Origin of the sequence: Nocardia jiangxiensis NBRC 101359 (assembly GCF_000308615.1) — a bacterium.
Lineage (GTDB): Bacteria > Actinomycetota > Actinomycetes > Mycobacteriales > Mycobacteriaceae > Nocardia > Nocardia jiangxiensis.
In genome coordinates this window covers 77,484-103,464 of record NZ_BAGB01000049.1, presented here as the reverse complement: position 1 = coordinate 103,464, position 25,981 = coordinate 77,484, and the positions used below count along the sequence as shown (strand labels likewise).

At 67.9% G+C, this 25,981-nt stretch carries 23 protein-coding genes; 14 read left to right on the top strand and 9 right to left on the bottom strand.

Annotated elements, in window-relative coordinates; all coding sequences use genetic code 11:
* Positions 1-38 precede the first annotated feature (38 nt).
* The 4 genes from ON40_RS23475 to ON40_RS23460 form a co-directional block, all read right to left on the bottom strand.
* Positions 39-1,448: a purine-cytosine permease family protein gene (locus tag ON40_RS23475; RefSeq protein ID WP_083895864.1), complete on the bottom strand. Its 1,410-nt coding sequence runs from the start codon at positions 1,446-1,448 to the stop codon at positions 39-41.
* Positions 1,449-1,601: 153 nt separating this feature from the next.
* Positions 1,602-2,309 (bottom strand): DUF8020 domain-containing protein, encoded by a 708-nt coding sequence (locus tag ON40_RS23470; protein ID WP_040826148.1) that lies wholly within the window; start codon positions 2,307-2,309, stop codon positions 1,602-1,604.
* Between the two features lie 102 nt (positions 2,310-2,411).
* A complete protein-coding gene (locus ON40_RS23465; protein WP_040826146.1) occupies positions 2,412-3,329 on the bottom strand; it encodes an enoyl-CoA hydratase in 918 nt (305 codons plus the stop codon).
* A gap of 19 nt (positions 3,330-3,348) precedes the next feature.
* Positions 3,349-4,395: a phosphotransferase family protein gene (locus tag ON40_RS23460; RefSeq protein WP_040826201.1), complete on the bottom strand. Its 1,047-nt coding sequence runs from the start codon at positions 4,393-4,395 to the stop codon at positions 3,349-3,351.
* 251 nt (positions 4,396-4,646) lie between these two features.
* Here ON40_RS23460 and ON40_RS23455 point away from each other — a divergent pair, with 251 nt between their 5' ends.
* The 5 genes from ON40_RS23455 to ON40_RS23435 are packed head-to-tail and all read left to right on the top strand — an operon-like array spanning position 4,647 to position 10,308.
* Positions 4,647-6,125, top strand: a complete 1,479-nt coding sequence (locus ON40_RS23455; protein WP_040826145.1) for a class I adenylate-forming enzyme family protein — start codon at positions 4,647-4,649, stop codon at positions 6,123-6,125.
* Between the two features lie 47 nt (positions 6,126-6,172).
* Positions 6,173-7,351: a thiolase family protein gene (locus ON40_RS23450; protein ID WP_040826144.1), complete on the top strand. Its 1,179-nt coding sequence runs from the start codon at positions 6,173-6,175 to the stop codon at positions 7,349-7,351.
* A gap of 45 nt (positions 7,352-7,396) precedes the next feature.
* Complete coding sequence (locus tag ON40_RS23445) at positions 7,397-8,158, top strand: SDR family NAD(P)-dependent oxidoreductase (RefSeq protein WP_040826143.1); 762 nt, start codon at positions 7,397-7,399, stop codon at positions 8,156-8,158.
* Positions 8,159-8,194: 36 nt separating this feature from the next.
* Positions 8,195-8,959: an SDR family NAD(P)-dependent oxidoreductase gene (locus ON40_RS23440; protein ID WP_040826142.1), complete on the top strand. Its 765-nt coding sequence runs from the start codon at positions 8,195-8,197 to the stop codon at positions 8,957-8,959.
* A gap of 59 nt (positions 8,960-9,018) precedes the next feature.
* Complete coding sequence (locus ON40_RS23435; protein ID WP_040826141.1) at positions 9,019-10,308, top strand: acyl-CoA dehydrogenase family protein; 1,290 nt, start codon at positions 9,019-9,021, stop codon at positions 10,306-10,308.
* 79 nt (positions 10,309-10,387) lie between these two features.
* Here ON40_RS23435 and ON40_RS23430 read toward each other — a convergent pair whose 3' ends face one another.
* Positions 10,388-11,611 (bottom strand): CoA transferase, encoded by a 1,224-nt coding sequence (locus ON40_RS23430; RefSeq protein ID WP_040826140.1) that lies wholly within the window; start codon positions 11,609-11,611, stop codon positions 10,388-10,390.
* Positions 11,612-11,719: 108 nt separating this feature from the next.
* Between ON40_RS23430 and ON40_RS23425 the strand changes: the two genes are divergently transcribed.
* The 7 genes from ON40_RS23425 (at position 11,720) to ON40_RS23400 (ending at position 19,013) form a co-directional block, all read left to right on the top strand.
* Entirely contained in the window at positions 11,720-12,904 is a 1,185-nt protein-coding gene (locus ON40_RS23425; protein ID WP_040826139.1) for an acyl-CoA dehydrogenase family protein, read from the top strand.
* Between the two features lie 48 nt (positions 12,905-12,952).
* Positions 12,953-13,693: a 3-oxoacyl-ACP reductase FabG gene (fabG, locus tag ON40_RS23420; protein WP_040826138.1), complete on the top strand. Its 741-nt coding sequence runs from the start codon at positions 12,953-12,955 to the stop codon at positions 13,691-13,693.
* Positions 13,694-13,814: 121 nt separating this feature from the next.
* Entirely contained in the window at positions 13,815-13,964 is a 150-nt protein-coding gene (locus tag ON40_RS50080) for a hypothetical protein (RefSeq protein ID WP_083895863.1), read from the top strand.
* Positions 13,965-13,983: 19 nt separating this feature from the next.
* The gene (locus ON40_RS52035) at positions 13,984-14,124 is read left to right on the top strand and encodes a hypothetical protein (RefSeq protein WP_157186392.1); all 141 of its coding nucleotides are present in this window, start codon (positions 13,984-13,986) and stop codon (positions 14,122-14,124) included.
* 100 nt (positions 14,125-14,224) lie between these two features.
* Positions 14,225-16,597, top strand: coding sequence for a CaiB/BaiF CoA transferase family protein (locus tag ON40_RS23410; protein ID WP_051193456.1), 2,373 nt, complete (start codon positions 14,225-14,227; stop codon positions 16,595-16,597).
* Between the two features lie 3 nt (positions 16,598-16,600).
* Positions 16,601-17,860 carry an acyl-CoA dehydrogenase family protein gene (locus tag ON40_RS23405; protein WP_040826137.1) on the top strand — a complete coding sequence of 420 codons (1,260 nt, stop codon included), beginning with the start codon at positions 16,601-16,603 and terminating at the stop codon, positions 17,858-17,860.
* A 49-nt stretch (positions 17,861-17,909) separates the two neighbouring features.
* Positions 17,910-19,013, top strand: a complete 1,104-nt coding sequence (locus tag ON40_RS23400; RefSeq protein WP_040826136.1) for an acyl-CoA dehydrogenase family protein — start codon at positions 17,910-17,912, stop codon at positions 19,011-19,013.
* A 17-nt stretch (positions 19,014-19,030) separates the two neighbouring features.
* On the opposite strand, the gene ON40_RS23395 is transcribed toward ON40_RS23400, so the two are convergent.
* Genes ON40_RS23395 through ON40_RS23385 form a run of 3 tightly spaced genes read right to left on the bottom strand, consistent with a single transcriptional unit; the run spans position 19,031 to position 22,459 of the window.
* Positions 19,031-20,419 (bottom strand): amidohydrolase family protein, encoded by a 1,389-nt coding sequence (locus tag ON40_RS23395; RefSeq protein ID WP_040826135.1) that lies wholly within the window; start codon positions 20,417-20,419, stop codon positions 19,031-19,033.
* Complete coding sequence (locus tag ON40_RS23390) at positions 20,416-21,609, bottom strand: CoA transferase (RefSeq protein ID WP_245567956.1); 1,194 nt, start codon at positions 21,607-21,609, stop codon at positions 20,416-20,418. Before ON40_RS23390 ends, ON40_RS23395 begins: the two co-directional genes overlap by 4 nt.
* Positions 21,610-21,667: 58 nt before the next feature.
* Complete coding sequence (locus tag ON40_RS23385; protein ID WP_040826133.1) at positions 21,668-22,459, bottom strand: SDR family NAD(P)-dependent oxidoreductase; 792 nt, start codon at positions 22,457-22,459, stop codon at positions 21,668-21,670.
* Between the two features lie 247 nt (positions 22,460-22,706).
* On the opposite strand from ON40_RS23385, the gene ON40_RS23380 reads away from it, so the two are divergent.
* Both ON40_RS23380 and ON40_RS23375 read left to right on the top strand, forming a co-directional pair.
* The gene (locus tag ON40_RS23380; RefSeq protein ID WP_040826194.1) at positions 22,707-23,912 is read left to right on the top strand and encodes an acetyl-CoA C-acetyltransferase; all 1,206 of its coding nucleotides are present in this window, start codon (positions 22,707-22,709) and stop codon (positions 23,910-23,912) included.
* 82 nt (positions 23,913-23,994) lie between these two features.
* Positions 23,995-24,771 (top strand): SDR family NAD(P)-dependent oxidoreductase, encoded by a 777-nt coding sequence (locus ON40_RS23375; protein WP_040826132.1) that lies wholly within the window; start codon positions 23,995-23,997, stop codon positions 24,769-24,771.
* 17 nt (positions 24,772-24,788) lie between these two features.
* Here ON40_RS23375 and ON40_RS23370 read toward each other — a convergent pair whose 3' ends face one another.
* A complete protein-coding gene (locus ON40_RS23370; RefSeq protein ID WP_040826131.1) occupies positions 24,789-25,976 on the bottom strand; it encodes a thiolase C-terminal domain-containing protein in 1,188 nt (395 codons plus the stop codon).
* Positions 25,977-25,981: the final 5 nt, after the last annotated feature.

The window sequence follows — 25,981 nt, the reverse complement described above, 5'->3', positions numbered from 1 at the left end:
CGCTTCGTCAGCGGCCTGCCTCGAGGATCGGGCGTTGCTCAGGCTTTGTGCAGGGGAGCCGGGATGGTTTCGATGACGACGGTGCGGTCCTCGTCGGATGAGCGGCGACGCCGTACGAACAGAACGGTTGCGTAGCTCAGGGCTGCGGTGAGGGAGCCGACCAGGCTCAGGGGTACGGCGTGGTAGAAGGCCGCGGGGAGGAAGTGTGTGCCCCAGAAGCTGACGATGAAGCCCGCCAGGAAACAGGACAGGGCGGCCGGGCGCCACCGGTCGGCGGTCGTGTGCGCTGGGCGGAAGTAACTGTCGATGTCGTGTTTGTCGCGCAGGCCCCAGAGCCAGTCGACGATCATGACGAATGTGAAGGGGCCGAGCAGTTCTCCGGCATCGGTGACGAAAGTTTCTGCGTGCGAGAGGATTCCGGCCTGGGCGAGCAGGACGCCGAGAATGCCCAGCACGATCGTCGCGATGGGCTGTTCCCAGCTGCGCGGGGTTCGAATGGTGTTGAGGGACACCAGGATATCGACGGTCGCGGGGTAGAGGTTCATGGCGTTGATGTGCATGATCGCCAGTGCCACACCCAGTGCCGCCACCGCGCCCCACCCGGGGATGTGCGCGCCGGCGACGGCGATGTTCCAGTCGCCGGTCGCCTCCTTCGAGTACGCGCCCATGATGCCCATGGCCAGGTTGGGGACCATGATTCCCAGGCTCGGTGCGAGAAAGTACCAGCGCCGCTGGGGAGTTCGGTCGGCCGGGAGGCAGAAGCGCGAGACCGTGGAGGTCTTGTAGGTCCAGGACAGGATGCAGAATCCGCCGATCACCGAAATCGCCGTGCCCCACTGCATCGGGGTGGTCTGCGCCGGGACGTGCAGCGAATAGTGCGTTGCCAGATAGACGGTCAGCGCGCCGTAACAGATCAGGAACAGCAGTGCGGTGTAGCGATAGAAATATTCGAGCCACTTGAACCCGAACAGCACCAGCACCACGTTCGATCCGCCGATGATCCAGTACCAGGGCGCTGCGCCGGTGTGGGTCAGCGCGGCGAGGATATGGGCGCCGCCGGCGGCATTGAGCCCGAAGAAGGCCATGTTGACGAAGGAGAACAGGGTCGAGAGCAGAAACGTCGCCGACCGGCCGTAGGTGCGGCGGGCGACCACCAGCGCGGTCAGCGGCAGCTCCCGGCCCATCTCGGAGAACAGCCCGCACGGGACGAGGAAGATCAGCCAGCTGACCACCATCGCACCGATCGTGTACCACAGGCCGTAGGGGTACAGAATCGCGCCGATCAGCGGCGTCATCGCCGAGGCCGCGGTCATGGCCCAGGTGATGAAAAGCTTTCCGGCAGTGGCATTTCGCTGGTCGTCGGGTACCGGGGCCACCCCGACCGTCTCGACCTCGTCGCTGACTCGTCGCCACCATGGGGGTGCGGCGACCCCGCCCTCTTTATGCACTTATTTAATGTACCGCTATATAACGGCACGTGCAATGGGTTCTGAGGGGTGGACGGCGTTGCGGCCCGCGGCCGATTCGGAAGAATCGGCCGCATCGGCATGCGGGGACAGTGTCCGATCGTTCGGTGGTCGGATGTCCCCGGTGCTAGCGAGCTACTTCGCGGTCGCCGGAGCGGGGCGCGGTGCGGGTTCGTTGATGGTGGTGAAGTACTGCACCGCAGCCATGATCGTGAGCGGAGCGGTCACCAGCAACTGGCCGACGACGGTGCCCAGTGCGCCGATGGCCACGATGCCACCGAGGCAGCCTACGGCGGCCGCGGGAATGAACGGACCGAACATGCCGACGATGGTCGCGGCGGCGACGGTGGCACCGGCGATGCCGCCGAGCACGCAACCGATTGCCGCGCCGCTCAGGCCGCCCACCATGGTTCCGACGGTCGCGCCGGTGGTGATCGTGCTGGCCATGCGGCTCCAGGCGGCCTGCTCACGGTCGTACTGATTCTTGAAGGGCGCCTGGTCCTCGAACGGCAGGGCGACCGGGCGGTAGCTGGCGTGTGCGAGGTCGAACTGGGGGGTCAGCGTCGCGGTGTGGCCGCTGATCTTCGCGGCGATCGGGAAGACGAAATCGTCCACCCGGAACGACAGATCGGATCCGGCGAGCACGGTTCCATTGGCGCTCTTGATCTTGAACACGCCGTTCTCGACGGTCATGGATCCCGCATCGGTCTTGACGACGGTCCCGGTGGGGGTGGCGGAGGTCGTGTAGTGGATCGACTCCGGCGGCGGGGCCGCATGCGCGGTCCCCGCGATGCCCACGGCGGCTCCGGCGACCAACGCGCAGGTCGCAGCAATCTTCCTCATCAGGGGTTTCCTCTCTTCGGGCTCCTCGGCTGCATTGCCGAGAAGGTGTAGCCCCGGCGTGACGCCGGTGTGGGTCGACGGCCGTGCACCGGCCGGACCTGTTCAGGGGGTGTAGGGGTCCGCCCGCTCGATCGGCGGCGCCGACTTCCAGTCGGGCAGACCGAGTTCCGGGGTTCCGACCGGGCTCTTGCCGCCGGACAGATGGGTCCACTGCGCGTGCGCGAGCTGGTGGATCGAGAAGCAGGAATCCAGCGCCTGGGAGAAGCCCATCGCGTCCTGGCTCTGATTCACCGAATCCTTGACCAGCAAAGCGGCCATTGTCGGCACCCGCGCGATCCGGCGGGCGAAATCCAGGGTTCGCTCGCCCAGATCGTCCGCCGGGAAGATCTTGCTCACCATGCCCAGCGCGCGGGCGTCCTCGGCGTCGATGCAGTCACCGGTGAGCAGCAGTTCCTTGGTCTTGCGCGGGCCGAATTCCCAAGGGTGGCCGAAGTATTCGACGCCACACATGCCCAGCCGGGTCGCGACCACGTCGGCGAACCGCGTACCTTCCGCGGCGACGATGAGATCGCACGCCCACATCAGCATCAGGGCCGCGGAGAAGACGTTGCCGTGCACCTGCGCGATGGTGATCTTGCGGAGTTTGCGCCACCGCACGGTGTTCTCGTAGAAGTAGTGCCACTCCTGGTGGTAGCGGGATTCGACGGCGTCGTGCGTGGCGCCGGTGCAGGTGAACGACCAGTGCTGATCGGGGCCGGGATTGCGTTCGGCCTGGTATTCGGAGCTGCCGAGATCGTGGCCGGAGGAGAACACCTGCCCGTCGCCGGCCAGGATCACCACGCGTACCGTGTCGTCGGCCTCGGCCCGCAGGAATGCCTCGGTGAGCTCCACGAGCAGACCGCGGTTCTGGGCGTTGCGATATTTGGTGCGGTTCAACACGATTCGCACGATCGTGCCGTCGTCGTGGGTCTCGTAGCGCAGGTACCGGTAGTCGGCCGGCGTGGTGGGATCGTGGGACATCAGTGAATGTTCTTTCCGGTCAGCGGGTTTCGGATGACGGCCGGACGAGCCTGAGCGCCTGGTCGAGCAGGGCCTGGGAGACGCCGTGGAAGCGACGGCCGAGCGCGGCGTCGGCCTTGCCGGCGCAGGCGCGCGCATGGGTGCCTTCGAGGATGATGGCGAGGCGGTAGCAGGCGAGCACCTGATACCAGTCGAATTCGGACATGTCCCGGCCGCTGACGGCGCCGTAGCGGGCGATGACCTCCGCGCGTGCGGGCAGGCCGTCCAGCCGGCGCGCGAGTCCCACGGTGCGGGATTCGGTGGGGTCGGGCCAGGTTGCCAGGAGGTGGCCCAGGTCGAGAAGCGGATCTCCGACGGTGCCCAGTTCCCAGTCGACGATCGCCGCCACTGCCGGACGGTCGCGGTGGAACATGACGTTTCCGAAGTGATAGTCGCCGTGGATGATTCCCTTGCGCCACTGCGCGGGCCGGTGCGCGTCGAGCCACCGGCCGATCTCGTCGACACCGTCGAGTTCGGGGCCCGGCCAGCCGTCGAGTTCGTGATACGAGTCGAGTTGTCGCCGCCAGCGGTCGACCTGCCGTTCGATCCAGCCGTCGGCGCGAGCGAGCTGGGCCTGGCCCAGAAGCGCCGGGTCCACCTGCGCGAGAGTCGCCGCGCCGTCGACGATGGACAGGCCCATCGCGTGCTGTAGATCGGGGGAGGAGGCGAACGGTTCGGGCACCTCGGTGGTGGCGGTGAATCCGTCGACGGCCGCCATGACGAAGAAGACGCATCCCAGAACGTCGAGGTCATCGCATACGGAGACGAGGCGCGGATGGGGTACCGCGCTGTCGGCGAGCGCGGCGAGCAGCCGTGCTTCGCGCCGCATCGTCTCGTCGCTGTTGCTGCGCTTGTGCAGTGGCGGACGGCGGAAGACGTAGTCGGCGCCGCCCCGGGAGAACCGGGCGAGGATGTTCTGGGTGCCGCCCGTCAACGCGAACAGATCGGTGACGGGGCCGGTCCCGACCTCGTTCCGGTCGAGCCACGCCGTCAGTGTGGCGACGTCCACCGGATCCGGATCGGTCATCGAATTCACCTCGTGTCTTCCCTGTCTGCCGCGTGCGCGGCCCTGTGCTCGGAGTGGGCGAAGCGGAGTGACCCAGGTCGTTCACGCTCACCGGAGCCTACACATCTCTAGCAACCATTGTCATGAATTATTTCAAATTGAGGCGCATGGTTGTTATCGTTTGAGGCAGGCTGCCCGGAGGTTGCCGGTCGTACACGATCCGGCACGCTGGGCGCAGATGATCAATCGAAGCGTTCTCACCAGGTGGTGCAATGGGTATCGAAATGGTTCTGGACATGGCTGTATCGGTCCATCCGGACAGGTTGGCCGTGGGACGCCGCGACTCCGGGATGACCTACCAGCAGCTCAACGATGCCGCGTCCCGTGGCGCCGGGGTGCTGACCGAACACGGCGCCGCGCACCTGGTGTTCGTCGGGGTCAACGGGCCGGTACTGCCGGTGCTGACCTTCGCGGCCGCCCGCGCCGGGATCCCGATCGCGCCGCTGAACTACCGGCTCGCGACCGACCAGTTGCGCGATCTGATCGGGCAGCTCGAGCGGCCGATGATCGTCGCCGATCCGGCGTACCGGGACACACTCGACGGCGCCGCCGACACCGTTCTCACCAGCGCGCAGTTCCTCGAACTCGCGGGTTCGGCCGGGCACACCGTGGCGGGCGTCGCCCCCGACGACGCCACCGCGGTCGTGCTGTTCACCAGCGGCACCACCTCGGCCCCCAAGGGCGTGCTGCTGCGTCACCAGCACCTGCTGTCCTATCTGCTCAATACGGTCGAATTCGGTTCCGCCGCAGAGCAGGACGCGACATTGGTCAGTACGCCGCCGTATCATATCGCCGGTATGGGCGCGGTGCTCAGCAACATATACGCGGGCCGCCGGATGGTGTATCTGCCGGACTTCACCCCGCAGGGCTGGCTGGATGTCGTGCGGGGGGAGGGGATCATCGGCGCGATGGTGGTGCCCACCATGCTCGCGCGCATCGTCGAGCATCTGAACGGCGCACCGGGTGACGCGCCCACCTTGGCATCGCTGGCATACGGCGGCGCGCGGATGCCGCAACCCGTACTCGAGCGTGCGCTCGAAGCGTTCCCCGACACCGGTTTCGTCAACGCCTACGGACTCACCGAGACCAGTTCGACGATCGCTGTGCTCGGTCCCGACGATCACCGCGAAGCGTTGGCGGATCCGAGTATTCGTGGCCGGTTGTCGTCGGTCGGACGGATCGTGCCCGGTATGCAGGCCCAGATCCGGGACGAGGACGGCACCGTGCTGGCCGACGGCGAGACCGGTCTGCTGTGGGTGCGGGGCGCGCAGGTCAGCGGGGAATACATGGGCAAGGGCTCGGCACTGGACGCCGAAGGCTGGTTCCCGACCCGGGATCAGGCCCGCATCGAGGACGGCTACCTCTACATCGGCGGCCGCGCCGACGACACCATCATTCGCGGTGGTGAGAACATCGCGCCGGCCGAGATCGAGGACGTCCTGGTGCACCACGACGATGTGCGCGAGGTCGCCGTCATCGGCGTTCCCGACGACGAGTGGGGCGAGCGGATCTGCGCGGTCATCGTGCCGAACGCCGCCGATCATGTCGGCCCGGAGGAGATCCGGACGTGGTGCCGCGAACGTCTGCGTGGCTCCCGTACGCCCGACGAGGTCGTGTTCGTGGACGAACTGCCCAGGACCGCCACCGGAAAGCTGGTCCGCCGCGATCTGGTCGCGCGGGTCGCGGGCTGACCCCGAAACATCTGTTCACCATAGGTTTCCGTTCTCCTGGAGGATCCATGCGAAATGCCGTGATCGTCGACGTCGTCCGTTCGGCGTCCGGCCGTGGCAAGCCCGGTGGCGCGCTGTCCGGCGTGCACCCGATCGACCTGCTGGCCGAGGTGCTGCGCTCACTCGTGTCGCGCAGCGGTATCGACCCCGCTCTCGTCGACGACGTCATCGGCGGGTGTGTCAGCCAGGCTTCGGAGCAGGCCGGAAACATCACCCGTTCCGCGGCTCTGGCCGCGGGTCTGCCCGAATCCACACCGGCCACGACCGTGACGCGCGCGTGCGGTTCGAGTCAGCAGGCGGTCCACTTCGCGGCGCAGGGCGTCATCGCGGGCGCCTACGACGTCGTGATCGCCTGCGGCGTCGAATCGATGAGCCGTGTTCCGATGGGTACCGCGTCGATGGGGCGGGATCTGGTGGGAACCGCACTCGCACAGCGGTATCCGCAGGGGTGGATCAGTCAGGGCGTTGCCGCCGAACTGGTCGCGCGCAAGTTCGGCGCGAGTCGCGGGGATGTCGACCGGTATGCGTTCGAGTCGCATCGGCGCGCCGCCGCGGCTGCCGCCGCAGGTCATTTCGATCGCGAGATCGTTCCGGTTCCGGTGCCCGATGGAGTCCACACCGTCGACGAGACGATCCGCGCCGCCACCACCGTCGAGGGGCTGGGCACGCTGCGCGCCTCGTTCCACTCCGAGGAGTCGGCGCAGCGTTTTCCCGGCCTGGGCTGGATGATCACTCCCGGCAACTCCTCGCCGCTCACCGATGCGGCCGCAGCGACGCTGATCATGTCCGAGGAGAAGGCCGCACAGCTGGGGCTGACTCCCCGCGCACGCTTCGTCGACTTCGCGGTCGCCGGTGACGACCCGGTGTACATGCTGACCGCGCCGATCCCCGCGACGCGCAAGCTTCTGGACCGCACCGGTCTGACTGTCGGCGATATCGACGTCTACGAGGTCAACGAAGCATTCGCCTCGGTGCCGCTGGCGTGGGCGCGCGAGTTCGACGCGGACCTGGACCGGCTCAATCCGGTCGGCGGCGCCATCGCGCTCGGTCACGCGATCGGCGCCTCCGGTGTGCGGCTGCTGGCCACCATGGTCGGCGAGCTCGAGCGCACCGGCGGGCGGTACGGCCTGCAGACGATGTGTGAACACGGCGGCATGGCCAATGCCCTACTCGTCGAACGCATCTGAGCATCCCGCAACGAATTTCCGACAGTAGCCGAGGAAGGCACATTCGTGGATATCAACGGTAAGGTCACGCTCATCACCGGCGGCGCGTCCGGTCTCGGACTGGCGACGGCACGGCAGATGCTCGATCTGGGATCGAAGGTGGTGTTGCTCGATCTGCCGACGTCGCAGGGGGCGGCCGTGGCCGCCGAACTCGGGGAGAACGCGGTGTTCGCTCCGGCGGACATCACCGACGAGTCCGCCGTCGCGCGGGCTCTGGACACGGCCGAGGAATTCGGCGAGCTACGTGCGGTCGTCAGTTGCGCGGGCACGGGCCGGTCGCTGCGGGTCGTCGGCCGCCAGGGCGTCTTTCCGCTGGACGTGTTCACTCGCGTCGTGACGATCAATCTGATCGGAACGTTCAACGTGGTGCGGCTGGCCGCCGAGCGGATGTCGCGCCTGGATCGCGACGATGAGGAGCGCGGTGTCATCGTGACGACCGCGTCGGTCGCGGCCTTCGAAGGACAGATCGGCCAGGCCGCCTACGCTGCCTCGAAGGCCGGTGTCGCCGGGATGACGCTGCCGTTGGCCCGGGATCTGGCATCGCTCGCGATCCGAGTCGTCTCCATCGCGCCGGGGCTGTTCGACACCCCGCTGCTCGCGGGCCTGGACGACGCGGCCAAGGCATCCCTCGGCGCGCAGACCCCGCACCCCGCCCGGCTGGGAAATCCGGCCGAATTCGGTTCTCTCGCAGCGCATATCGTATCCAACCCGATGCTCAACGGCGAGGTCGTCCGGCTCGACGGCGCGATCCGGATGGCCCCACGTTGAGCGCGGTATTCGCCTGCCCGACAAGGAGATACAACGATGACTGTTCCGACTCTTCCGCTCGACGGCAAGGTCGCTCTGGTCACCGGCGGCAGCCGGGGACTCGGCCGTGAGATGGTGCTCGCGTTCGCGCGGGCCGGCGCCGACACGGTGATCGTCAGCCGCAAGCTCGACAGTTGCGAGAAGCTGGCGGCGGAGATCGCCGCGGCCACCGGACGGCGTGCGCTGCCGGTGGCGTGCCACGTCGGTGACTGGGATGCGCAGGAGCGCTTGGTTTCCCGGGTCTACGACGAATTCGGCAAGGTCGACATCCTGGTCAACAACGCCGGGATGTCGCCGCTGTACCCGAGCCTGGAGGAGGTCTCCGAGGCGCTGTTCGACAAGGTGTTCGACGTCAACCTCAAGGGCGCCTTCCGGCTCACGACGCTGATCGGCCCGCGGATGGCCGCGGGCGGCGGCGGGTCGATCATCAACATCAGCTCGATCGCGTCGGAGCGGCCCACCCCGGAGGATCTGCCCTACGCCGCGGCCAAGGCCGGTCTCAACGTCCTGACCAAGGGATTCGCCCAGGCGTATGGGCCCGACGTGCGGGTGAACGCCATCATGGCCGGTCCCTTCCTGACCGATATCAGCAAGGCGTGGGATATGGACGTCGTCGCCGAGAAGATGAAGGCGCTGCCGCTGGGCCGCGCCGGTAATCCCGACGAGATCGTCGGCGCTGCACTGTATCTCGCGGGCCCGGGTGCTGCCTACACCTCCGGCGCGATCATCCCGGTCGACGGCGGCCGGACCGCGATGCGCTGATCCTCCCTCTGGAGGAGACACCGAAACCTTTTCCCTACCAACTGATCAGGAGCCACGATATGAGCTGGGGATTCGAGACCGACCCCGAGTATCAGAAGGTGCTCGACTGGGCCGACGAGTTCGTCACCACCGAGGTCGAGCCGATCGACCAGGTCATCACCCACGCGTGGGATCTGCGGGATCCGTTGCGGCAGAAGCTGATACCGCCGCTGCAGGACAAGGTTCGGGAAAAGGGGCTGTGGGCCACACATCTCGGACCCGAACTGGGCGGGCCCGGCTACGGTCAGCTGAAACTGGCGCTGCTCAACGAGATCGTCGGGCGCACCCACTCGGGCCCGATCGTCTTCGGTTCGCAGGCGCCCGATTCCGGCAACACCGAGATCCTCGCGCACTACGGCACTCCGGAGCTCAAGCGGCGGTACCTGGAGCCGCTCATCGAGAACAAGATCGTCTCCTGTTACGCGATGACCGAGCCCCAGGGCGGGTCGAATCCGGTCGAGTTCGAGACCACGGCCGTGCTCGACGGCGACGAGTGGGTGATCAACGGCGAGAAGTGGTTCGGCTCCAACGCGCGCTTCGCGTCGTTCTACATCGTCATGGCCGTGACCGATCCGGAGGCCGAGCCGCACCGGCGGTTGTCGCAGTTCATCGTCCCGGCCGAGACGCCCGGACTCGAGATCGTCCGCAATACCGGTGTGTGGGGCCACGACTACGAGGTCGGCACGCACGCCTACACCCGCTGGACCGATGTGCGGATTCCGAAGGACCACATCCTCGGTGGGGTCGGGCAGGGCTTCGAGGTGGCGCAGACTCGCCTCGGCGGCGGTCGCATCCACCATGCGATGCGCACGGTCGGGCTGGTCAAGCGTTCGCTCGACATGATGCTCGAGCGCGCCGTCTCGCGCACGACGCGGGGCAGCAGGCTGGGGGACAAGCAGTTGGTGCAGGAGATGATCGCCGATTCGTGGCTGCAGCTCGAGCAGTTCCGGCTGCTGGTGCTGCGCACCGCGTGGCGGATCGATCAGGAGAACGACTACCGCAAGGTCATCAAGGACATCGCGGCGGTGAAGGCGGCGATGCCGAAGGTGCTGCTCGATGTGACCTCGCGGGCGGTGCAGTTGCACGGTTCGCTGGGTGTGTCCAAGGAACTTCCGCTGGGCAAGTGGCTGTTCGAGGCGTATCACATGGGTCTGGCCGACGGCGCCACCGAGATCCACAAGATCGGGCTGGCCCGTCAGCTGCTGCGCGATGCGACACCGCACGAGGGATTGTTCCCGAGCTACCACGTGCCCGTGCTCGAGGAGCAGGCGCGCGCGAAGTTCGCCGATGTACTGGGTGAACTCGACTGATAGCTATGGCCGCGAGAGGGCCGCAGAGCACTTCCTCGAACCGGAAATGCTCTGCGGCCCTTCGTCGCTGCGTACCGCGCTAGATCGCGAGCACACCGGCTTTCTCCAGTGCGCTGATCTCCGAATCGCCGAGCGCGAGCACCTCGCGCAGGACATCGGGGCCGTCCCCGCCCAATCGCGCGGCCGGTCCGGTCCGCAGGTGGACGCCGTCGTAGGAGGCGGGTGCGGCAGCAGCCAGATACTCGCCGATCCGCGGTTGTGTCAGTTGGGCGAACAGCGGATTGGTGTCCAGATCCCCGGATCGGACCACCTGCTCGAAGCTGCGGTATCGCTCGTGCAGCACCGAGGACGCGGCCAGTTCCCGGCCGACGTGGTCGGCGCTGTGCGTGCGGAACCAGCGCGCGAACAGCGCGGTCAGCACGTCCCGATGCTCGTAGCGGTCGGTTTCGCGGCCGAAGTCGGCGCCCAGGGCCGACTCCACCGCGGCGACGAGCTGCTCGGTTCCGGTGACGGCCATCAGGTCCCGGAAATGGCGCGAGGTCAGCGCGACGACCATGAAGCGTTCGCCGTCGGCGGTGAGGAAATCGGTTCCGTACGTTCCGTATACGGCGTTGCCGGTGGCGGGCCGACCGCTGCCGTTGAGCTGCACCTCGGTGAGGTAACCGAGTGCGCCCGCCGTCGCGAGGGCGACATCCTCGAGCGGTAACACGATCCGCGAACCGGCCCCGGTGAGTGCGCGGCGATGGACGGCGGCGGTGACCGCGAGCGCGGCATGCAGGCCCGCCGCGACGTCCCATGCGGGCAGGACGTGGTTCACCACGCCGCTGTGCTCCAGCGGGCCGGTGATCTGCGGGAATCCCAGCGCGGCGTTGACGGTGTAGTCCACGGCCGGGCGGCCGTCGTGCCGGCCGAGCAGTTCCAGCGTGATGACGTCCGAGCGAAGCGCGGACAGTGTTTCGTGGCTGAGCCAGTCTCGTCCGCCCGCATTGGTCACCAGGATCCCGCCGCCGTCGCCGGGAGCGGTGATCAGGCGTTGCACGATGTCGCGCCCCGAGTCGCTGCGCAGATCCAGCGCCAGCGATCGTTTGCCGCGGTTGAGTCCGGTCCAGTAGATCGATTCCCCGGTGGCGGTCAGTGGCCACCGGTCGATGTCTGCGGCGCCGCCGAGCGGGTCGATGCGAATGACCTCCGCGCCCAGCTGGCACAGCGTGAGTCCGCACAGGGGAGAGGCGACGAAGCTCGAGATCTCGACGATGCGAAGTCCGGCGAGGGGACGACCATCCGTGCGGTTCGTGGGGGGCATCCAGGAATCCTCCGGTAGATGCTCGGAGTGAGCAAGGGTGGATAATTGATTATAATAGTGCGAACTATAGCATTTGACAGCATGATTCTTTGGCGCAATACTGCGACCATGGCAAGCACTTCGGCAGTGAGCCCGGAAGATTTCGCTGACATCCTGGCGCAGACTCGCGAGTTCATCCGCAAACAAGTGGTGCCGCGCGAACAGGAGATCGCGGATACCGACAGCATCCCCGCGGACATCCGCGCGAACGCGGCGGCGATGGGTCTGTTCGGTTACGCGATCCCGCAGGAGTGGGGCGGGCTCGGACTCGACCTCACCCAGGACGTCGAGCTGGCAATGGAATTCGGCTACACGTCGTTGTCGCTGCGGTCGATGTTCGGCACCAACAACGGCATCGCGGGGCAGGTGCTGGTGGGGTTCGGCACCGATGAGCAGAAGGCGCGGTGGCTCGAGGGTATCGCCTCCGGCGCCGTCGTGGCCTCGTTCGCGCTCACCGAGCCCGGGGCGGGATCCAATCCGGCCGGGTTGCGGACCAGGGCGGTTCGTGACGGCGACGATTGGGTCATCAACGGTCAGAAGCGTTTCATCACCAATGCTCCGCTGGCGGACCTGTTCATCGTGTTCGCTCGGACCCGGCCCGCCGACGAGAACGGCACCGGGATCGCGGTCTTCCTCGTGCCCGCCGATACGCCGGGAGTCGAGGTCGGCCCCAAGGATCGCAAGATGGGGCAGGAGGGAGCCTGGACCGCCGACGTTCATTTCACCGACGTCCGAGTTCCCGGCGCGGCGCTCGTGGGTGGTAGCGAGGATGTCGGCTACCGCGCCGCGATGACCTCCCTGGCCCGCGGCCGCGTGCACATCGCGGCATTGTCGGTGGGTACGGCGCAGCGCGCCCTCGACGAGGCGAGTACCTACGCCGCGACCGCGACCCAGGGTGGCACTCCGATCGGGGACTTCCAGTTGGTGCAGGCGATGATCGCCGATATCGCGACCGGCGTCATGGCGGGTCGGGCGATGGTGCGTGAGGTCGCGGCCCGTTACGTCTCCGGGGAGGACCGGCGGATCGGCCCGTCCGCGGCCAAGCTGTTCTGCACCGAGATGGTCGGCCGCGCAGCCGATCTCGCCGTGCAGGTGCACGGCGGGTCGGGATATCTGCGTGAGGTTCCGGTCGAACGGATCTACCGGGATGTGCGCCTGCTGCGGCTCTACGAAGGCACCAGCGAGATTCAGCGCCTGATCATCGGCGCCGGTTTGGTGAACGCCGCGAGGAAAGCGGCGGGCGCAGCGCGCTGAGGCGGTTGCCGTCGGTCGAATCGGATTCACGGACGAACAGGAGTGGTAGTGGGACTACTGGATGGCAGGGTCGCCGTCGTGACGGGAGCCGCGCAGGGGATCGGCCTCGAGATCGCGCGGACCTTCGTGCGCGAGGGCGCCCGGGTCGTGCTCGCGGACGTCAACGACGATGCGGGTGCGAAGGCGGAGGCCGAACTCGGTGGCGCGGGTGTCGCCCGATATGTGCGCTGCGATGTCCGGGACAGCGCCGTCGTGGAGGCGGCCGTCGATGTCGCCGAGGACGTCTTCGGACCGCTCGGGGTGTTCGTCAACAACGCGGGTATGACGCGGGATTCGACGATGCGCAAGATGAGCGAGCAGGATTTCGACGACGTCATCGCCGTGCACCTCAAGGGCGCGTGGAACGGCACCCGGTCGGCCGCGAACCGGATGCGCGAGCGCGGCGCGGGCGCGATCGTCAACATCTCCTCGATCTCGGGCAAGGTCGGCATGCTCGGGCAGACCAACTACTCGGCGGCCAAAGCCGGGATCGTCGGTCTGACCAAGGCTGCCGCGAAGGAGGTCGCCTTCAAAGGCGTCCGCGTCAACGCGGTGCAGCCGGGTCTGGTGCGCACGCCGATGACCGAGGCGATGCCCGAGCGCATCTGGGAGCAGAAGATGGCCGATATCCCGATGGGTCGCGCCGGTGAGCCGAGCGAGATCGCCTCGGTGGTGTTGTTCCTGGCCAGCGACCTGTCGAGCTATATGACGGGCACTGTGCTCGAGGTGACCGGTGGCCGTCTGATGTGACGGGCCGAATCCCTTGGCTTAATTCATGACTATCATTATGGTGATCTACGACAGGATTTCGCATCGGTGCGACGTGGACGCGGTCCGCTCCGTTCGATGCATTCACGGCTGAGGAGCGGAGATGTCCGACAACACACCAGGTACGCAGGCTTCCGGCGGGAGCCGCCTGCGCTGCAACGAATGCGGCTCCGAGGCGATCGTCACCACCGCGGGCGGGTCCTCGCTGACCTGCTGCGGCGTCCCCCTCGAGATCACCTTCGCCGGCAGCTGACCGGAGAGAGAACACCACGATGAACGAGATCGGTAAGCGCTACACCTGCGCCACCTGCCAGACCCAGGTCATCTGCGTCAAGAAGGGTGCGGGCCGCTTCAGCTGCCACGCAGCCCCCATGGAACTACTCACCGCCAAGCCCCTGCCGTCCTCGGACTAGGACTTCGGCCGGAGCCGAAATTCTTTGTGCCGCAACACCGTCGACAGTGCGCGAACGCGCCGGACCGGTGCGGCACTCGCGTAACAGAAGGAGTGTTCAGATGGCTGGTCCACTCGACGGACTCGTCGTGATCGATGCGAGCTGGGGTATGCCGGCGGCCATCTCGACGATGATGCTGGCCGACTACGGCGCCCGCGTCGTCAAACTCGAGCGCCCCGGCGGCCCGGTCGACGCGGATTCGGCCCTGCGCAAGTCGACCGACCGGGGCAAGTGGAGTGTCGAGGCGGACCTGGACACCCCCGAGGGACGAGCGGTCGCCGAACAACTCCTGGCCGGTGCGGACGTCTTCGTCGAATCCTTCGGCACGGGCCGGGCCGAAGCGCTCGGTCTCGGCTACGACCGGATCCACGAGCTGTTCCCCGAACTGGTGTACTGCTCGGTCACCGGCTACGGCAACGACGGCCCGCTCGCGGGACGCCCCGGCTACGAGGCGCTGCTCAACGCGCGCCTGGGTCAGATGGCCGAGCAGGGCGGTCACCGTGACGGCCCGATCTTCATGGGCCACCCGACCGTCTCCTACGGCACCGCATTCATCACCACGATCGGAATCCTCGCCGCGCTGCGGGCCCGCAAGCTCAACGGCGCAGGTCAGAAGGTAGACACCTCGCTGCTCGACGGGATGCTCGCGATCTCGTCGATGAACTGGTGGTGGAACGAGAAGGACATCTCCTACCTCGCCCGCAGTGGAAACCAGAAGGGTTTCGGCAACAAACGGCTGATCACCGACCCTTTCCAGTGCGCGGACGGGAAGTGGTTGATCCCGCACACCGGCGGGCCCGGCTCCTACAAGCGAATGATGGACCTGCTGGGCTTCGGCGAGCAGACCCGGACGATCGCCGGTCCGGAGATGGCGGTTCCGCTCGACGACGTGGAACTCGACATCGCCCGGAACAAGGTGCCGCAGGCATTCCGCTCGCGTCCCCGCGACGAATGGCTCGAGCTGTTCCACGCCGCGGACATCGCGGCGTTGCCCGTGCTGCACCCCGAGGAGACCTTCGCCGACGACCAGGTGATCTTCGCCGAGGTCGCGATCGAACTCCCCGATGCCGAACACGGCACGCTGCGGCAGATCGGCCCGGTGATCCGCTTCGAGAAGTCCTCGCCCGCGACGCCCGAACCGGCCCCCGGCGTCGGCGCGCACAACGAGCGCATCGGCGAGATCACCCGATCGCCGCTGTGGGCGCCCGCGCCGGTGGACGAGGCGATCGGCGCACCGCTGCAGGGCGTGAAGATTCTGGACTTCAGTTCCTACTTCGCGACCGGGTTCGGCGCACGCCTGCTCTCGGATCTGGGCGCCGACGTGATCAAGATCGAGCCGCTGGTCGGTGATCAGATGCGCCCGCTCGGCGACCTGTTCGAGGCCGCCAACCGCGGCAAGCGCAATATCGCCCTGGACCTGCGCACCGCCGAGGGACAGGAGATCGCGCACCGACTGGTCGCCGAGGCCGATGTGGTGATGCAGAACTATCGTCCCGGCAAGGCCGAGAAGATCGGCCTGGGGTACGAGCAGCTGCGGTCGATCAACCCGGACCTGATCTACGCCTACCTCCCCGGATTCGGCTCGAGCGGACCGAAGTCGATGTTGAAATCCTTCGCTCCGCTGGTGTCGGGACTGGTGGGTCTGAACTTCGAGGGCGCGGGCGCCGGCAATGCGCCGATCCGCCGCGTGATCGGCAACGAGGATCTCTACAACGGATTCCTCGGCGCCGTCACGGTCCTGCTGGCGCTGCACCATCGCGCGAACACCGGTGCCGGGCAGTATGTCGAGAGCCCGCAACTGCATTCGAGTCTGTTCGTGATCAGCGAGCACTCGGCCACTCCGGAAGGCGTCGCGGTGCCCGCACATCAGCTCGACTCGCAGCAGATGGGCCTGTCCCCGCTCTACCGCCTGTACCGCACCGCCGACGGCTGGATCGCGATCGCGGTATTCGGTGACGCCGCCTTCGGCAGGCTGGCCTCGGCGCTGGACCTGGCCGATCTCGCCGCCGAGGAACGCTTCACGAGCACCGCGGCCCGCGCCGCGAACGCGGACGCACTCGCGGATCTGCTCACCGCCCGATTCGCGGAACTGGACAGCGCGCAAGCATTCACGCTGCTCGACGGCAATCGGGTCCCCGCCGAGATCCCGCTGGACTACCCGATCATGCCGGAGCTGCTGTGGGAGGAGTGGGCCGTCGAGTCGGGGCGGGTGGTCGAACATCACCATCCCGAATACGGCTGGTCACGGGAGGTCGGCATGGTGATCCACCTGTCCGAGACGCCGGGCCGGTTCAAGGGCGGCAGTCCGCGGCTGGGCCAGGATTCGGCCGACATTCTCGGCGAACTCGGCTATTCCGCCGACCGGGTCGCCACCCTAATGGAGACCGTGTGCGCTCTATCCACGGTCGCGGTAGCTGCGGCGAAGGAAGCCTGAACCATGGACATCACCTATCCCGCAGCGGCGGAGACCTATCGCACCGAGGTCCGCGCGCTGCTCGAGTCCGAACTGCCCGGGGACTGGCGAGGCATCGGCGCCCTGCCCGCCGCCGAACAGGAAGAGTTCCTGAAGAGTTGGCGAAAGGTCCTGTCCGACAACGATCTTCTCGCGGTGTCGTGGCCGCGGGAGTTCGGCGGCGCCGGTCTGTCGAGCATCGAACAGGTCGTGCTGAACGAGGAGCTCATGCGACTCGGCGTGCCGGACGGCACCGAGAACGACACCCTGGGCATCGAACTGCTCGGCAACACCCTCACCGTGCTGGGCACCGAGGAGCAGAAGGAGTACTTCCTGCCGCGCATGCTGTCCGGGGAACACGTGTGGTGCCAAGGTTATTCGGAGCCCGAGGCGGGCTCCGATCTGGCCGGGATGCGTACCCGCGCCGTCCTGGACGGCGACGAGTGGGTGATCAACGGTCAGAAGACGTGGACGTCGCAGGGGCACAACGCGAACTGGATCTTCGTGATCGCGCGCACCGATCCGACGGTGGCCAAGCACAAGGGATTGTCGTTCCTGCTGGTGCCCATGGATCAGCCGGGCGTGGAGGTGCGGCCGATCGTCAACGCGGCCGGTTACGTCGCCTTCAGCGAGGTGTTCTTCACCGATGCGCGAACCCCGGCGTCGCATGTGCTCGGCGGTGTGGGCGGCGGCTGGAAAACCGCCAATACGCTGCTGGGCTTCGAGCGCGGCGTGCGCGCCACCACCGATGCGGTCCGCTTCGGCCGTGAGGTGGAGCGATTGATCGAACTCGCCCGCGAACGCGGCCTGACCACCGACCCGCGGATCCGCGCCGAACTGGCGTGGTGCTGGTCTCGGGTGCAGACCATGCGTTTTCGCGGATATCGCGCCCTGACCAAACTGCTCAACGGCGGCTCGTACGGCGTGGACGGGTCGTTCTCGAAGGTGATCTGGAGCGAATTCTTCCAGCGACTCACCGAGGTAGGCATGGACGTGCTCGGCCTCGAGGCGCTCACCCCGACCGGCGGCGGCAACGACGGCATCCTGGTGACGCCCAACCCGGGCACGGACAATTCGTCGCGCTGCTGGACCGACATCGCGCTGTATGCCCGCGCCGCCACCATCTACGGCGGCAGTTCGCAGATCCAGCGCAACATCATCGGCGAGCAGTTGCTCGGGCTGCCGAAGGAACCCCGCCTCGACGGCGGCCCCTTCCAGGACATCGGCCGCCGTCGCAGCGCCTGATTCGATACTTCGCCGCAGCCACGGCGAAACGGAAGAACGGAAGACAACCGTGTACTTCGCATTCGACGAAGACCAGGAGGAGTTTCGGAGTTCGCTTCGCCGTCTCCTGACCGAACGTGCCCCCATGACCCGCGTGCGGGAGATCGTCGCGAGTGACGGCCACGATGCCGACACCTGGCGGCTGCTGGCCTCGAATATGGGCGTTCCGGGTCTGCACGTCGCGGAGAAGTTCGGCGGCGGCGGGTTCAGCTTCCTCGAAACCGTGATCGTGGCACAGGAATTGGGGCGTGCCCTCACACCGGTGCCGATGGTCACCACCACCGGGGCGATCGAAGCCGTGCTGCGGCTCGGGTCCGATGCGCAGCACCGTGAACTGCTGCCGAAACTGTTGGACGGCAGTGTGATCGGCGCGTTGGCGCTGAGCGGATCGGACGACACCGCGGTCGGCTCCGTGCGGGTGCGCGCGACGGGTGATCGATCGGCTCCCACGCTGACGGGCCGACTCGACTACGTCGCCTTCGGGCATGTGGCCGATCTGCTGGTGGTTCCGGCGCTGGTCCCGGCCGGTGACGAGGTGGCGCTGTATGTGCTCGACGCGCGCGCGAGCGGTGTAAGCATCACGGCGCGAACATCTTTGGATCCGACTCGTCCGGTGGCGACGGTCGAACTTGCCGACGCGCAGGCCCGGATCCTGGGAGCCGACCCGGACGCGATCGGCCGCGTGGTGAACCTCGTGCGCACCCTGCTCGCGAACGAGGCGCTCGGGGCCAGCGAGGCCGTGCTCGAGATGGCCGTGAACTACGCGAAGCAGCGCGTCCAGTTCAACCGTCCGATCGGATCCTTCCAGGCGATCAAGCACAAGTGCGCCGATATGGCCATCGCGATCGATTCCGCGCAGGCGACGGTCATGTACGCCTCGATGTGCGCGAACGAGGACAACGACGAATTCCCCCGGGTCGCGGTGATGGCCAAGGCGCAGGCGTCGGAATGCCTGACTCTCTGTGCGGCACAGAACATTCAGGTGCACGGCGGGATCGGGTTCACCTGGGAGGCGGAACCGCATCTGTACTTCCGTCGCGCGAAGGCGACCGAACCGATCCTCGGCAACAACGCGCATCACACCGAACTGCTGGCCGAACTCGTCGGAATCTGACCGGGGGCGCGGTCCGGCTACCGCTCGTGGACGACTCGTCCACCGATGAGCGTGCAGCGGACCGCGTCACTACTCGGCTGCGAATACACCTCCGCGATCGGCCGGTCCATGAGTACCAGATCGGCCGCCGCGCCGGGTACGACGGTGCGCGCCCGGCCACCCGGATCGAACAGCGGCGCAAGGTAGCACCCGAGAGCCTCGGATGCCCGCAGTGTCTCCCCGGCCCCGACCAGGACGCCGTCGGGAGCGCGACGCACGGTGGCCGCGGCGATCACCTGCCAGGGATCGGCGGGCCCGTAGGGGGCATCGCTCGAAAGGGCAAGGCCCACACCGGCATCGCACAGACTCCGGCAGCGGTAGAGATCCGGCAGATCGCGGGACTCGACCCGGCGCAGATAGTCGTCGCCGCGGTCGGCGATGAAACCGGGCTGGGTCACCACGGTGATTCCGAGGCGTCGCAGCACCTCGATGGACTCCGCCGGAATCAGCGCACCGTGTTCGATCCGATCGCCCGGGATCGACCCGGTGGCATCGAATACGGCGAGCAGGATGAGCAGCGCCTCCCGGCTGACGCAGTGCACCGCGACCGGGCGGCGCAGCGAATGTGCTTGCCGGACAGTGGCTTCCAGGGTTTCGATATCGGGCAGGTCGGAATCGGCGATGACGATCTTGTACGGCCCGGTCGTGACGGCGGGATCGCCGGGGTGACCGAGCGGAACGCCCAGCAGGCTCAGCCGCTGCGGAATCGCCCCCGAGGCCGCCGCGTCGATCAGGCCGGTGAGCGATTCCGCGCTCAGATCCGGTGTGGCATCGGTGATTCCGGTGATCCCGAACCGGGCCAGCCGCATACCCACCGGCGTGAGATCGGGCGGTCCGGTGTCGGGCAATCGCGTTCGGAGCCAGGTGTCCGCCCGCCAGATGCGGCCGGTGGCGCGACCGTCGGCATCGCGCTCCACCCCGTGTTCCGTCGCCGAATCCAGGTCGACGAGGCGGGCCGCGGCCGAGTTGAGCGTCCACATCGCGCCGCTGCGATGTTGAATGCGAACCGGCCGTTCGCGTTGCAGCGCATCGAGTGTCGTCGAATCGAGCATCCCGGCGACGGTCTCGACGTAGCCGACCCCGCGGATCCAACCGTCACCCGGGGCCGCGGCCAGCGCCTCGGTGAGTTCGCCGGCCGTGTGGACTCGGGGTGGACCGCAGCGGACGGAGTTCGCGTCGGCGGCCATCGCGTGCAGATGCAGATGGTGATCGTGCAGGCCCGGCAGGAGCGCTCCGCCGTCGGCGTCGAGAACGCGGATCCCGGGTGTCGCCGGTGCCGTTCCGACCGCGGCGATGAGCCCGTCCCGGACCAGTACGTCGGTGCGCGTCCCGGAAACCTCGGCATCGCGAATCAGCAACTCCGTCATACCGATTGCCTGCGCAGCCGGGCCAGCACCGCGTCGGTGTCGCGGCCGCTGGGCGGCGCCTCGCCGGTCGTCTCCCGGCGGCTCGGCGCGAGGATCCGCGCTTCGTCGATCGGCTCGGTGACCGACGCGGGATCCAGCGTCGCGGCCACGACCGAGGACATCGCGACATCCCACAGCTTGCCGGAGCCGTCGGCGGGGGCCGACATCGCCAGGACCGCCGCGGTCAGTCCGGTCAGGGGGTCGGCGATCGCGTCGCCCACGAAAACCGGTGTGCCGTCATCGGTGTGGGCGACGAGTCCGGCGCAGGCGGCGATGTCGTCGCCGAATCCGATACGGTTGGATGCCCGGCCGTGCGCCGTGATCGAGATCCAGGTTCCGCCGGACTCGGCGAAACCCTCTGCGTCGAGCCCGAATCCGGCGAGTGCCCGGGGGCGCGAGGCCTCGATCACGATATCCGCGGAGGCGACGAGGTCGGCGAGTGCGCTGCGCCGTTCGCGGTCGCCGGGATCCAGGACGACCGATTCGTGACCCGCGTGCAGCAGGCGATAGAAGTCCGGATTCCCGCGACGCGCACCGTCGGGTCGCGTGGGCGTCTCGACCTTGATGACGTGCGCTCCCGCCAGACCGAGGATGTGTGCACACAGCGGTCCCGCCCACAGCGCACTGAAGTCGACCACTCGCAGCCCGTTCACCGGGCGCGGCTGTAGCGGTTGTGGCGTGGTTGTCTCCACCGGGGCAACGGGCCCTGCGGCCACTCCGAGAAGTTCTGCCCGCTCGGCCAATTCGGCCCCGGTGTGCGTGCGCAGCCAGCTCGACACATCGGGCGATGGATCGTCGCCGACTTCCCGGCAGACGAGTGCGCCGAGCAGGACGGGATCATCGGGGCGGGCGCAGCTGACCGCGGCCCAGCCGTCGGCGGTGGGCAGCAGGCGGCAGTGCCCGCCCGCCGAGGTGCTCCCGCCGCGTCCGAAGCCGGTGAACGCGGCGCGTTCGGAGAGCAACCGGGCCCCGTCGAGCCGGACCCGGCCGCCGGTCGCCGCGGCGATCCGGTCGGTCTGCCGCCGCGCGACGGTCGCCGCTGAGCCGGGAGGAATCAGCGGTGGACCGTCGGCGTGTCCGGTCAGCAGCGGCACACCGCTCTCGGCCCAGTCGCGCACGCGATGCGACAGATCTCCCGAGGCGCCGGACACCCCGCCGATCCTACACGGTGCTAATAATCATGCGCAGGAATTATCCGGAGATGTCGGGTCAGAAGGCGCTGCGGCCGCCGTCGACGGTGTAGATGCCGCCGGTGACCCAGTCGGCCTCGTCGCTGGCCAGGAACAGCGCGATCGAGGCCAGATCCTCCGGGGTGCCCAGGCGACGCAGCGGAAAGCGTGCGGCGGCATCGGCGTCGAGGGCGGCCTGGTCCGCATCCGGTGCGGCCGCGCCGCGGTCGACGCGCGACTGATACACCAGCGGGGTCGGGATGGTGCCGGGGCAGATCGCGTTGACGCGCACGTTGTCCGGTCCGTACGTGACGGCCATCTGCTTGGTCATCGCGATGACTCCGCCCTTGGCCGCGGCGTAGGGGAAGATCGCGGGCAGTCCGATCAGCCCGCCCATGCTGGCCTGGTTGATGATCGATCCGGTCCGGCGTTCGATCAGATGGGGCAGTGCGTATTTCGAGGTGAGCCAGACGCCCTTGAGGTTGACCGCGATGACCCGGTCCCACTCCTGCTCGGTGGTGTCCGCGGCGTTGCCGGCGCCGTTGATCCCGGCGTTCGCGAATACGACGTCGAGCTGACCGAACTCCGCCAGAACTTCGGCGATCATCCGCTGTGCGTCGGCGTCGGCGGTGATGTTCGCGGTGACAGGCAGCGCGCGCCCGCCCGCCGCGACGATCTGCTCGGCGGCCGAGGTCGCCGCCGCGCTGTCGAGGTCGACGACGGCGACGGCCGCTCCCTCGCTCGCGAAGCGAACCGCCGAGGCCAGACCGAGGCCCGATCCCGCGCCGGTGATCAAGGCGACCTTGTCGGCCAGACGTCCGTTGGTGCTCATGGTGCTACCTCTCGACAGTGATGGAATCAGGTGGCAAAGTCTCTATAAATGTTTATCATGATTGACATTTTCTTTCACCTGGCTGACGATGGCCGTACCAATCCTTACGGGCTCGGTGAGCCCGCGACATGACGAGGGCATCGGGCGTGAGCTACTACCTGAACGACGAAGAGACTCTCCTGGTGGGGACGGTGCGCGAGCGCGGCCGGATGCCGCTGTCCGGCGCGATGGGAGGTCTGTGATCGCGATGGGTACCTCGACACGTGCAGCGCTGGTGGCCCCCGTCCGCACCGCGGTCGGACGCTTCGGTGGCGCGCTGAAGGATGTGCCCGCGGCAACTCTGGCGAAAACGGTTCTGGCCGAGACGGTCTCGCGTTCGGGAATCGATCCCGAGCGGATCGACGACGTCGCGATGGGGCAGTCCTACGCGAATTCGGAGGCCCCCTGTATCGGCCGGTGGGCGGCCCTGGACGCGGGCCTGCCCATCTCGGTGGCCGGATTGCAGACCGACCGCCGCTGCGGGACCGGACTACAGGCGGTGGTGACCGCCGCGATGATGGTGCAGACCGGGGCCGCGGATGTCGTCGTGGCCGGTGGCGTGGAGTCGATGAGCAGTATCGAGCACTACACGACCGGGGCTCGCTGGGGTACGCGTGCCGGTGGTCTGCAACTGTTCGACCGCCTCGATCGTGGGCGGGAACGTTCGCAGCCGGAATGGCGTTTCGGCCCGATCAGCGGAATGATCGAAACCGCCGAGAACGTCGCTGCCCGTTACGAGATCACTCGCGCGGAGTCCGACATCCTCGCCGCGGAAAGTCACCGCCGCGCCCACGAGGCATGGGAGACAGGACGATTCGATGCCGAGGTCGTTCCCGTCGAGGTCACCGACCGCAAGGGTAACGTGACGAAATTCGTTCGCGACGAAGGGATCCGGCCGGACACCACCCCCGAATCGCTCGCGAAGCTGCGAGCGGTCACGCCCGGCGGAGTGGTGACCGCGGGCAATGCGAGCCAGCAGAACGATGCCGCGGCAGCGGTGCTCGTCGTCGCCGAGGACCGCCTGGACGAGCTGGGACTCGAGCCGATCGGCTTCCTCGACGGCTGGACCGCCGCCGGATGCGATCCGGCGCTGATGGGCCTCGGACCGGTGGCCGCCGTGGAGAAACTGTTCGCGCGCAACGGATACGGCTTCGACGACTTCGAATTGGTCGAGCTGAACGAGGCATTCGCCTGCCAGGTGCTCGGCGTGCTGCGCGGCTGGGGCTGGGACGACCGGGACAGGTTGAACGTCAACGGTTCCGGAATCTCGCTCGGCCACCCGATCGGCGCGACCGGTGTGCGCATGCTGACCACGGCGTTGTACGAGTTGCAGCGCCGCGGCGGCGGTCGCGCACTGCTGACGATGTGCATCGGCGGCGGTCAGGGCATGGCCGCCGCGATCACCTCGGTCTGAGGCATCACCCGGTCGGCCGTCGGTATTGCGGCGAGTTGGGAGAAGGGCATGAGGACAGAGCAATTCGCGCGGGCGGTCGTCCATGGCTGACCGTAGTGCGATCGTCACCGGCGGTGCGAGCGGGATCGGGGCCGCATGTGCCGAGCGGCTGGCCGCCGACGGGTTCCGTGTGCTGGTCGCGGATGTGCAGGACGAGCTCGGACGGATGGTCGCTCAGCGGATCGGCGGCGAGTTCGTACGCACCGATGTGACCCGCGAGGACGATATCGAGGCGTTGGTCGACCGCGCCGGATCGCTCGACGTATTCTTCGCCAACGCAGGTGTTTTCGGCGCGCTGGGGCCGATCGAGCAGACCGTCGCCGACGACGCGGATCGCACGATCGCGGTCAACCTGCGCGGGACGTTGCTGTGCCTCAAGCACGCGGTGCGCGTCATGCGGCCGCGCGGGCGGGGGTCGATCATCGTCACGGCCAGTCCTGGCGGGATCGTCGGCGGAGTCGGCCCGCACGTCTACAGCGCGACCAAGGCCGGTGTCGCCGGGCTCGTGCGGTCGGTCGCCGCCGAGGTGCGCGAGTACGGCATTCGCGTCAATTCCGTTGTGCCCGGGGCGATCGTCTCACCGATGACCGCGGCCGTGCTCGCCGACGACCCCGCCGATCTCGACGCGGCGGCGCGGGCGATGGCGCCCAGCCCCCTGGTCGGGCGGCCGGGCGCTCCCGGGGACGTGGCCGGAGCGGTCTCGTTCCTGGCGAGTGCGGACTCCGCATTCGTCACCGGCAGTGAGCTGTTCGCCGATGCGGGCTATACCAACGCCCCGGGCCCGGCGAGCTTCGCCAAGGGAAAGTTCGCCGGGCACTGAGGACGTGCGGCCGGGGCTCAGTGGTCCCGGCTGAACACGAACGCGGTCGATTTCGCCAGTCCGTTGGAGACGGTCACCAGAGCCCGGGATGCGTTGGGCACCTGGCGTTCTCCGCCCCGTCCGGTCACCTGTAGGACCGCCTCGGCGAGATGGGTCATACCGTGCAGGCGGCCCTCACCGAGCGCGCCGCCGCCGGTGTTGACCGGCAGCTTGCCGGTCAACGCGGTGTGTCCGTCGCGCGCGAACGGCACGGCCTCGCCGCGGTCGACGAAACCCATCCCCTCCAGCCAGGTGTACACGAAAACGCTGAAGCCGTCGTACAACTGGGCGTTGTCGATATCCGCCGGGCCGAGGCCGCTGGTGCGCCACAGCGTCCGTGCGATCTGCTCCGAGCCCTCGAGGAGATCTTCCAGCGTCATCACCGCACCGGTCGGCGCGGCGTGCGTTCCCGCGGCGAATCCGGTGAGCAGTGCCGGTGGCTGCCGCAGATCCCGGGCCCGCTCCGTGGAGGTGAGCAGGAGCGCCACCGCACCGTCGACGGGCAGGTCGCAGTCCAGGATGGACATCGGGTCGGCGATCATCCGGGCGTTCAGATAGTCCGAGGTGGTCAGGGGCTTCCCGCGCCAGTACGCATTCGGGTTCTTCTGCGCGTTGTCGCGGTTGGCCACGATGAACGGACTCAGGTCCGCGCGGGTCAGGCCGTTCAGATCGAGGTATCGGCGCAGCACGGTCGCGGCCCACGCGGGCGGCATGCTGAAGCCGAACGGGGCCTGGAACTGGTCCGGTCCCGCGGCGATCGTGTTGTCGTAGTTGATGTATCGCCCTGTGGGCACATGCAGCGAACGGTAGACGATCGCGTGCGTGCACACCCCGGAGTGGATCGCCATCGCGGCGTCCATCAGGCTCTGCGTCACCATGCCGTTGGTGGATCCGGTCCAGGTGATCTGCGACTCGAGGCCGAGCAGTTCCGGCAGGTAGTACGGCGTGACGACGTCGATGCCCTCGCCGGTGCCCTTCGTCCCGCCGTAGCGCGGCATCGACGGGGAGGTGGCGATCCCGTCCACATCGGCGCGGGTGAGGCCCGCGTCGGCGAGTGCGCGATCGCACGCCTCGACGGTGAGCGCCGCGAGCGTGCGAGGCAACCGCCGGCCGAGTTCGCTGTATCCGACCCCTGCGACGGCGACCTTGTCCCGCAGCTCCCACATATCTT

Excerpts from the sequence above, each read along its gene's own strand:
- ON40_RS23435 (WP_040826141.1), top strand. The coding sequence starts at position 9,019 with ATGAGCTGGGGATTCGAGACCGACCCCGAGTATCAGAAGGTGCTCGAC.
- ON40_RS23375 (WP_040826132.1), top strand. The coding sequence starts at position 23,995 with ATGGCTGACCGTAGTGCGATCGTCACCGGCGGTGCGAGCGGGATCGGG.
- ON40_RS52035 (WP_157186392.1), top strand. The coding sequence starts at position 13,984 with ATGAACGAGATCGGTAAGCGCTACACCTGCGCCACCTGCCAGACCCAG.
- ON40_RS23410 (WP_051193456.1), top strand. The coding sequence starts at position 14,225 with ATGGCTGGTCCACTCGACGGACTCGTCGTGATCGATGCGAGCTGGGGT.
- ON40_RS23460 (WP_040826201.1), bottom strand. The coding sequence starts at position 4,395 with ATGACCGATCCGGATCCGGTGGACGTCGCCACACTGACGGCGTGGCTC.
- ON40_RS23470 (WP_040826148.1), bottom strand. The coding sequence starts at position 2,309 with ATGAGGAAGATTGCTGCGACCTGCGCGTTGGTCGCCGGAGCCGCCGTG.
- ON40_RS23370 (WP_040826131.1), bottom strand. The coding sequence starts at position 25,976 with ATGTGGGAGCTGCGGGACAAGGTCGCCGTCGCAGGGGTCGGATACAGC.
- ON40_RS23405 (WP_040826137.1), top strand. The coding sequence starts at position 16,601 with ATGGACATCACCTATCCCGCAGCGGCGGAGACCTATCGCACCGAGGTC.
- ON40_RS23455 (WP_040826145.1), top strand. The coding sequence starts at position 4,647 with ATGGGTATCGAAATGGTTCTGGACATGGCTGTATCGGTCCATCCGGAC.
- ON40_RS50080 (WP_083895863.1), top strand. The coding sequence starts at position 13,815 with ATGTCCGACAACACACCAGGTACGCAGGCTTCCGGCGGGAGCCGCCTG.
- ON40_RS23450 (WP_040826144.1), top strand. The coding sequence starts at position 6,173 with ATGCGAAATGCCGTGATCGTCGACGTCGTCCGTTCGGCGTCCGGCCGT.
- ON40_RS23465 (WP_040826146.1), bottom strand. The coding sequence starts at position 3,329 with ATGTCCCACGATCCCACCACGCCGGCCGACTACCGGTACCTGCGCTAC.
- ON40_RS23430 (WP_040826140.1), bottom strand. The coding sequence starts at position 11,611 with ATGCCCCCCACGAACCGCACGGATGGTCGTCCCCTCGCCGGACTTCGC.
- ON40_RS23425 (WP_040826139.1), top strand. The coding sequence starts at position 11,720 with ATGGCAAGCACTTCGGCAGTGAGCCCGGAAGATTTCGCTGACATCCTG.
- ON40_RS23385 (WP_040826133.1), bottom strand. The coding sequence starts at position 22,459 with ATGAGCACCAACGGACGTCTGGCCGACAAGGTCGCCTTGATCACCGGC.
- ON40_RS23395 (WP_040826135.1), bottom strand. The coding sequence starts at position 20,419 with ATGACGGAGTTGCTGATTCGCGATGCCGAGGTTTCCGGGACGCGCACC.
- ON40_RS23380 (WP_040826194.1), top strand. The coding sequence starts at position 22,707 with ATGGGTACCTCGACACGTGCAGCGCTGGTGGCCCCCGTCCGCACCGCG.
- ON40_RS23440 (WP_040826142.1), top strand. The coding sequence starts at position 8,195 with ATGACTGTTCCGACTCTTCCGCTCGACGGCAAGGTCGCTCTGGTCACC.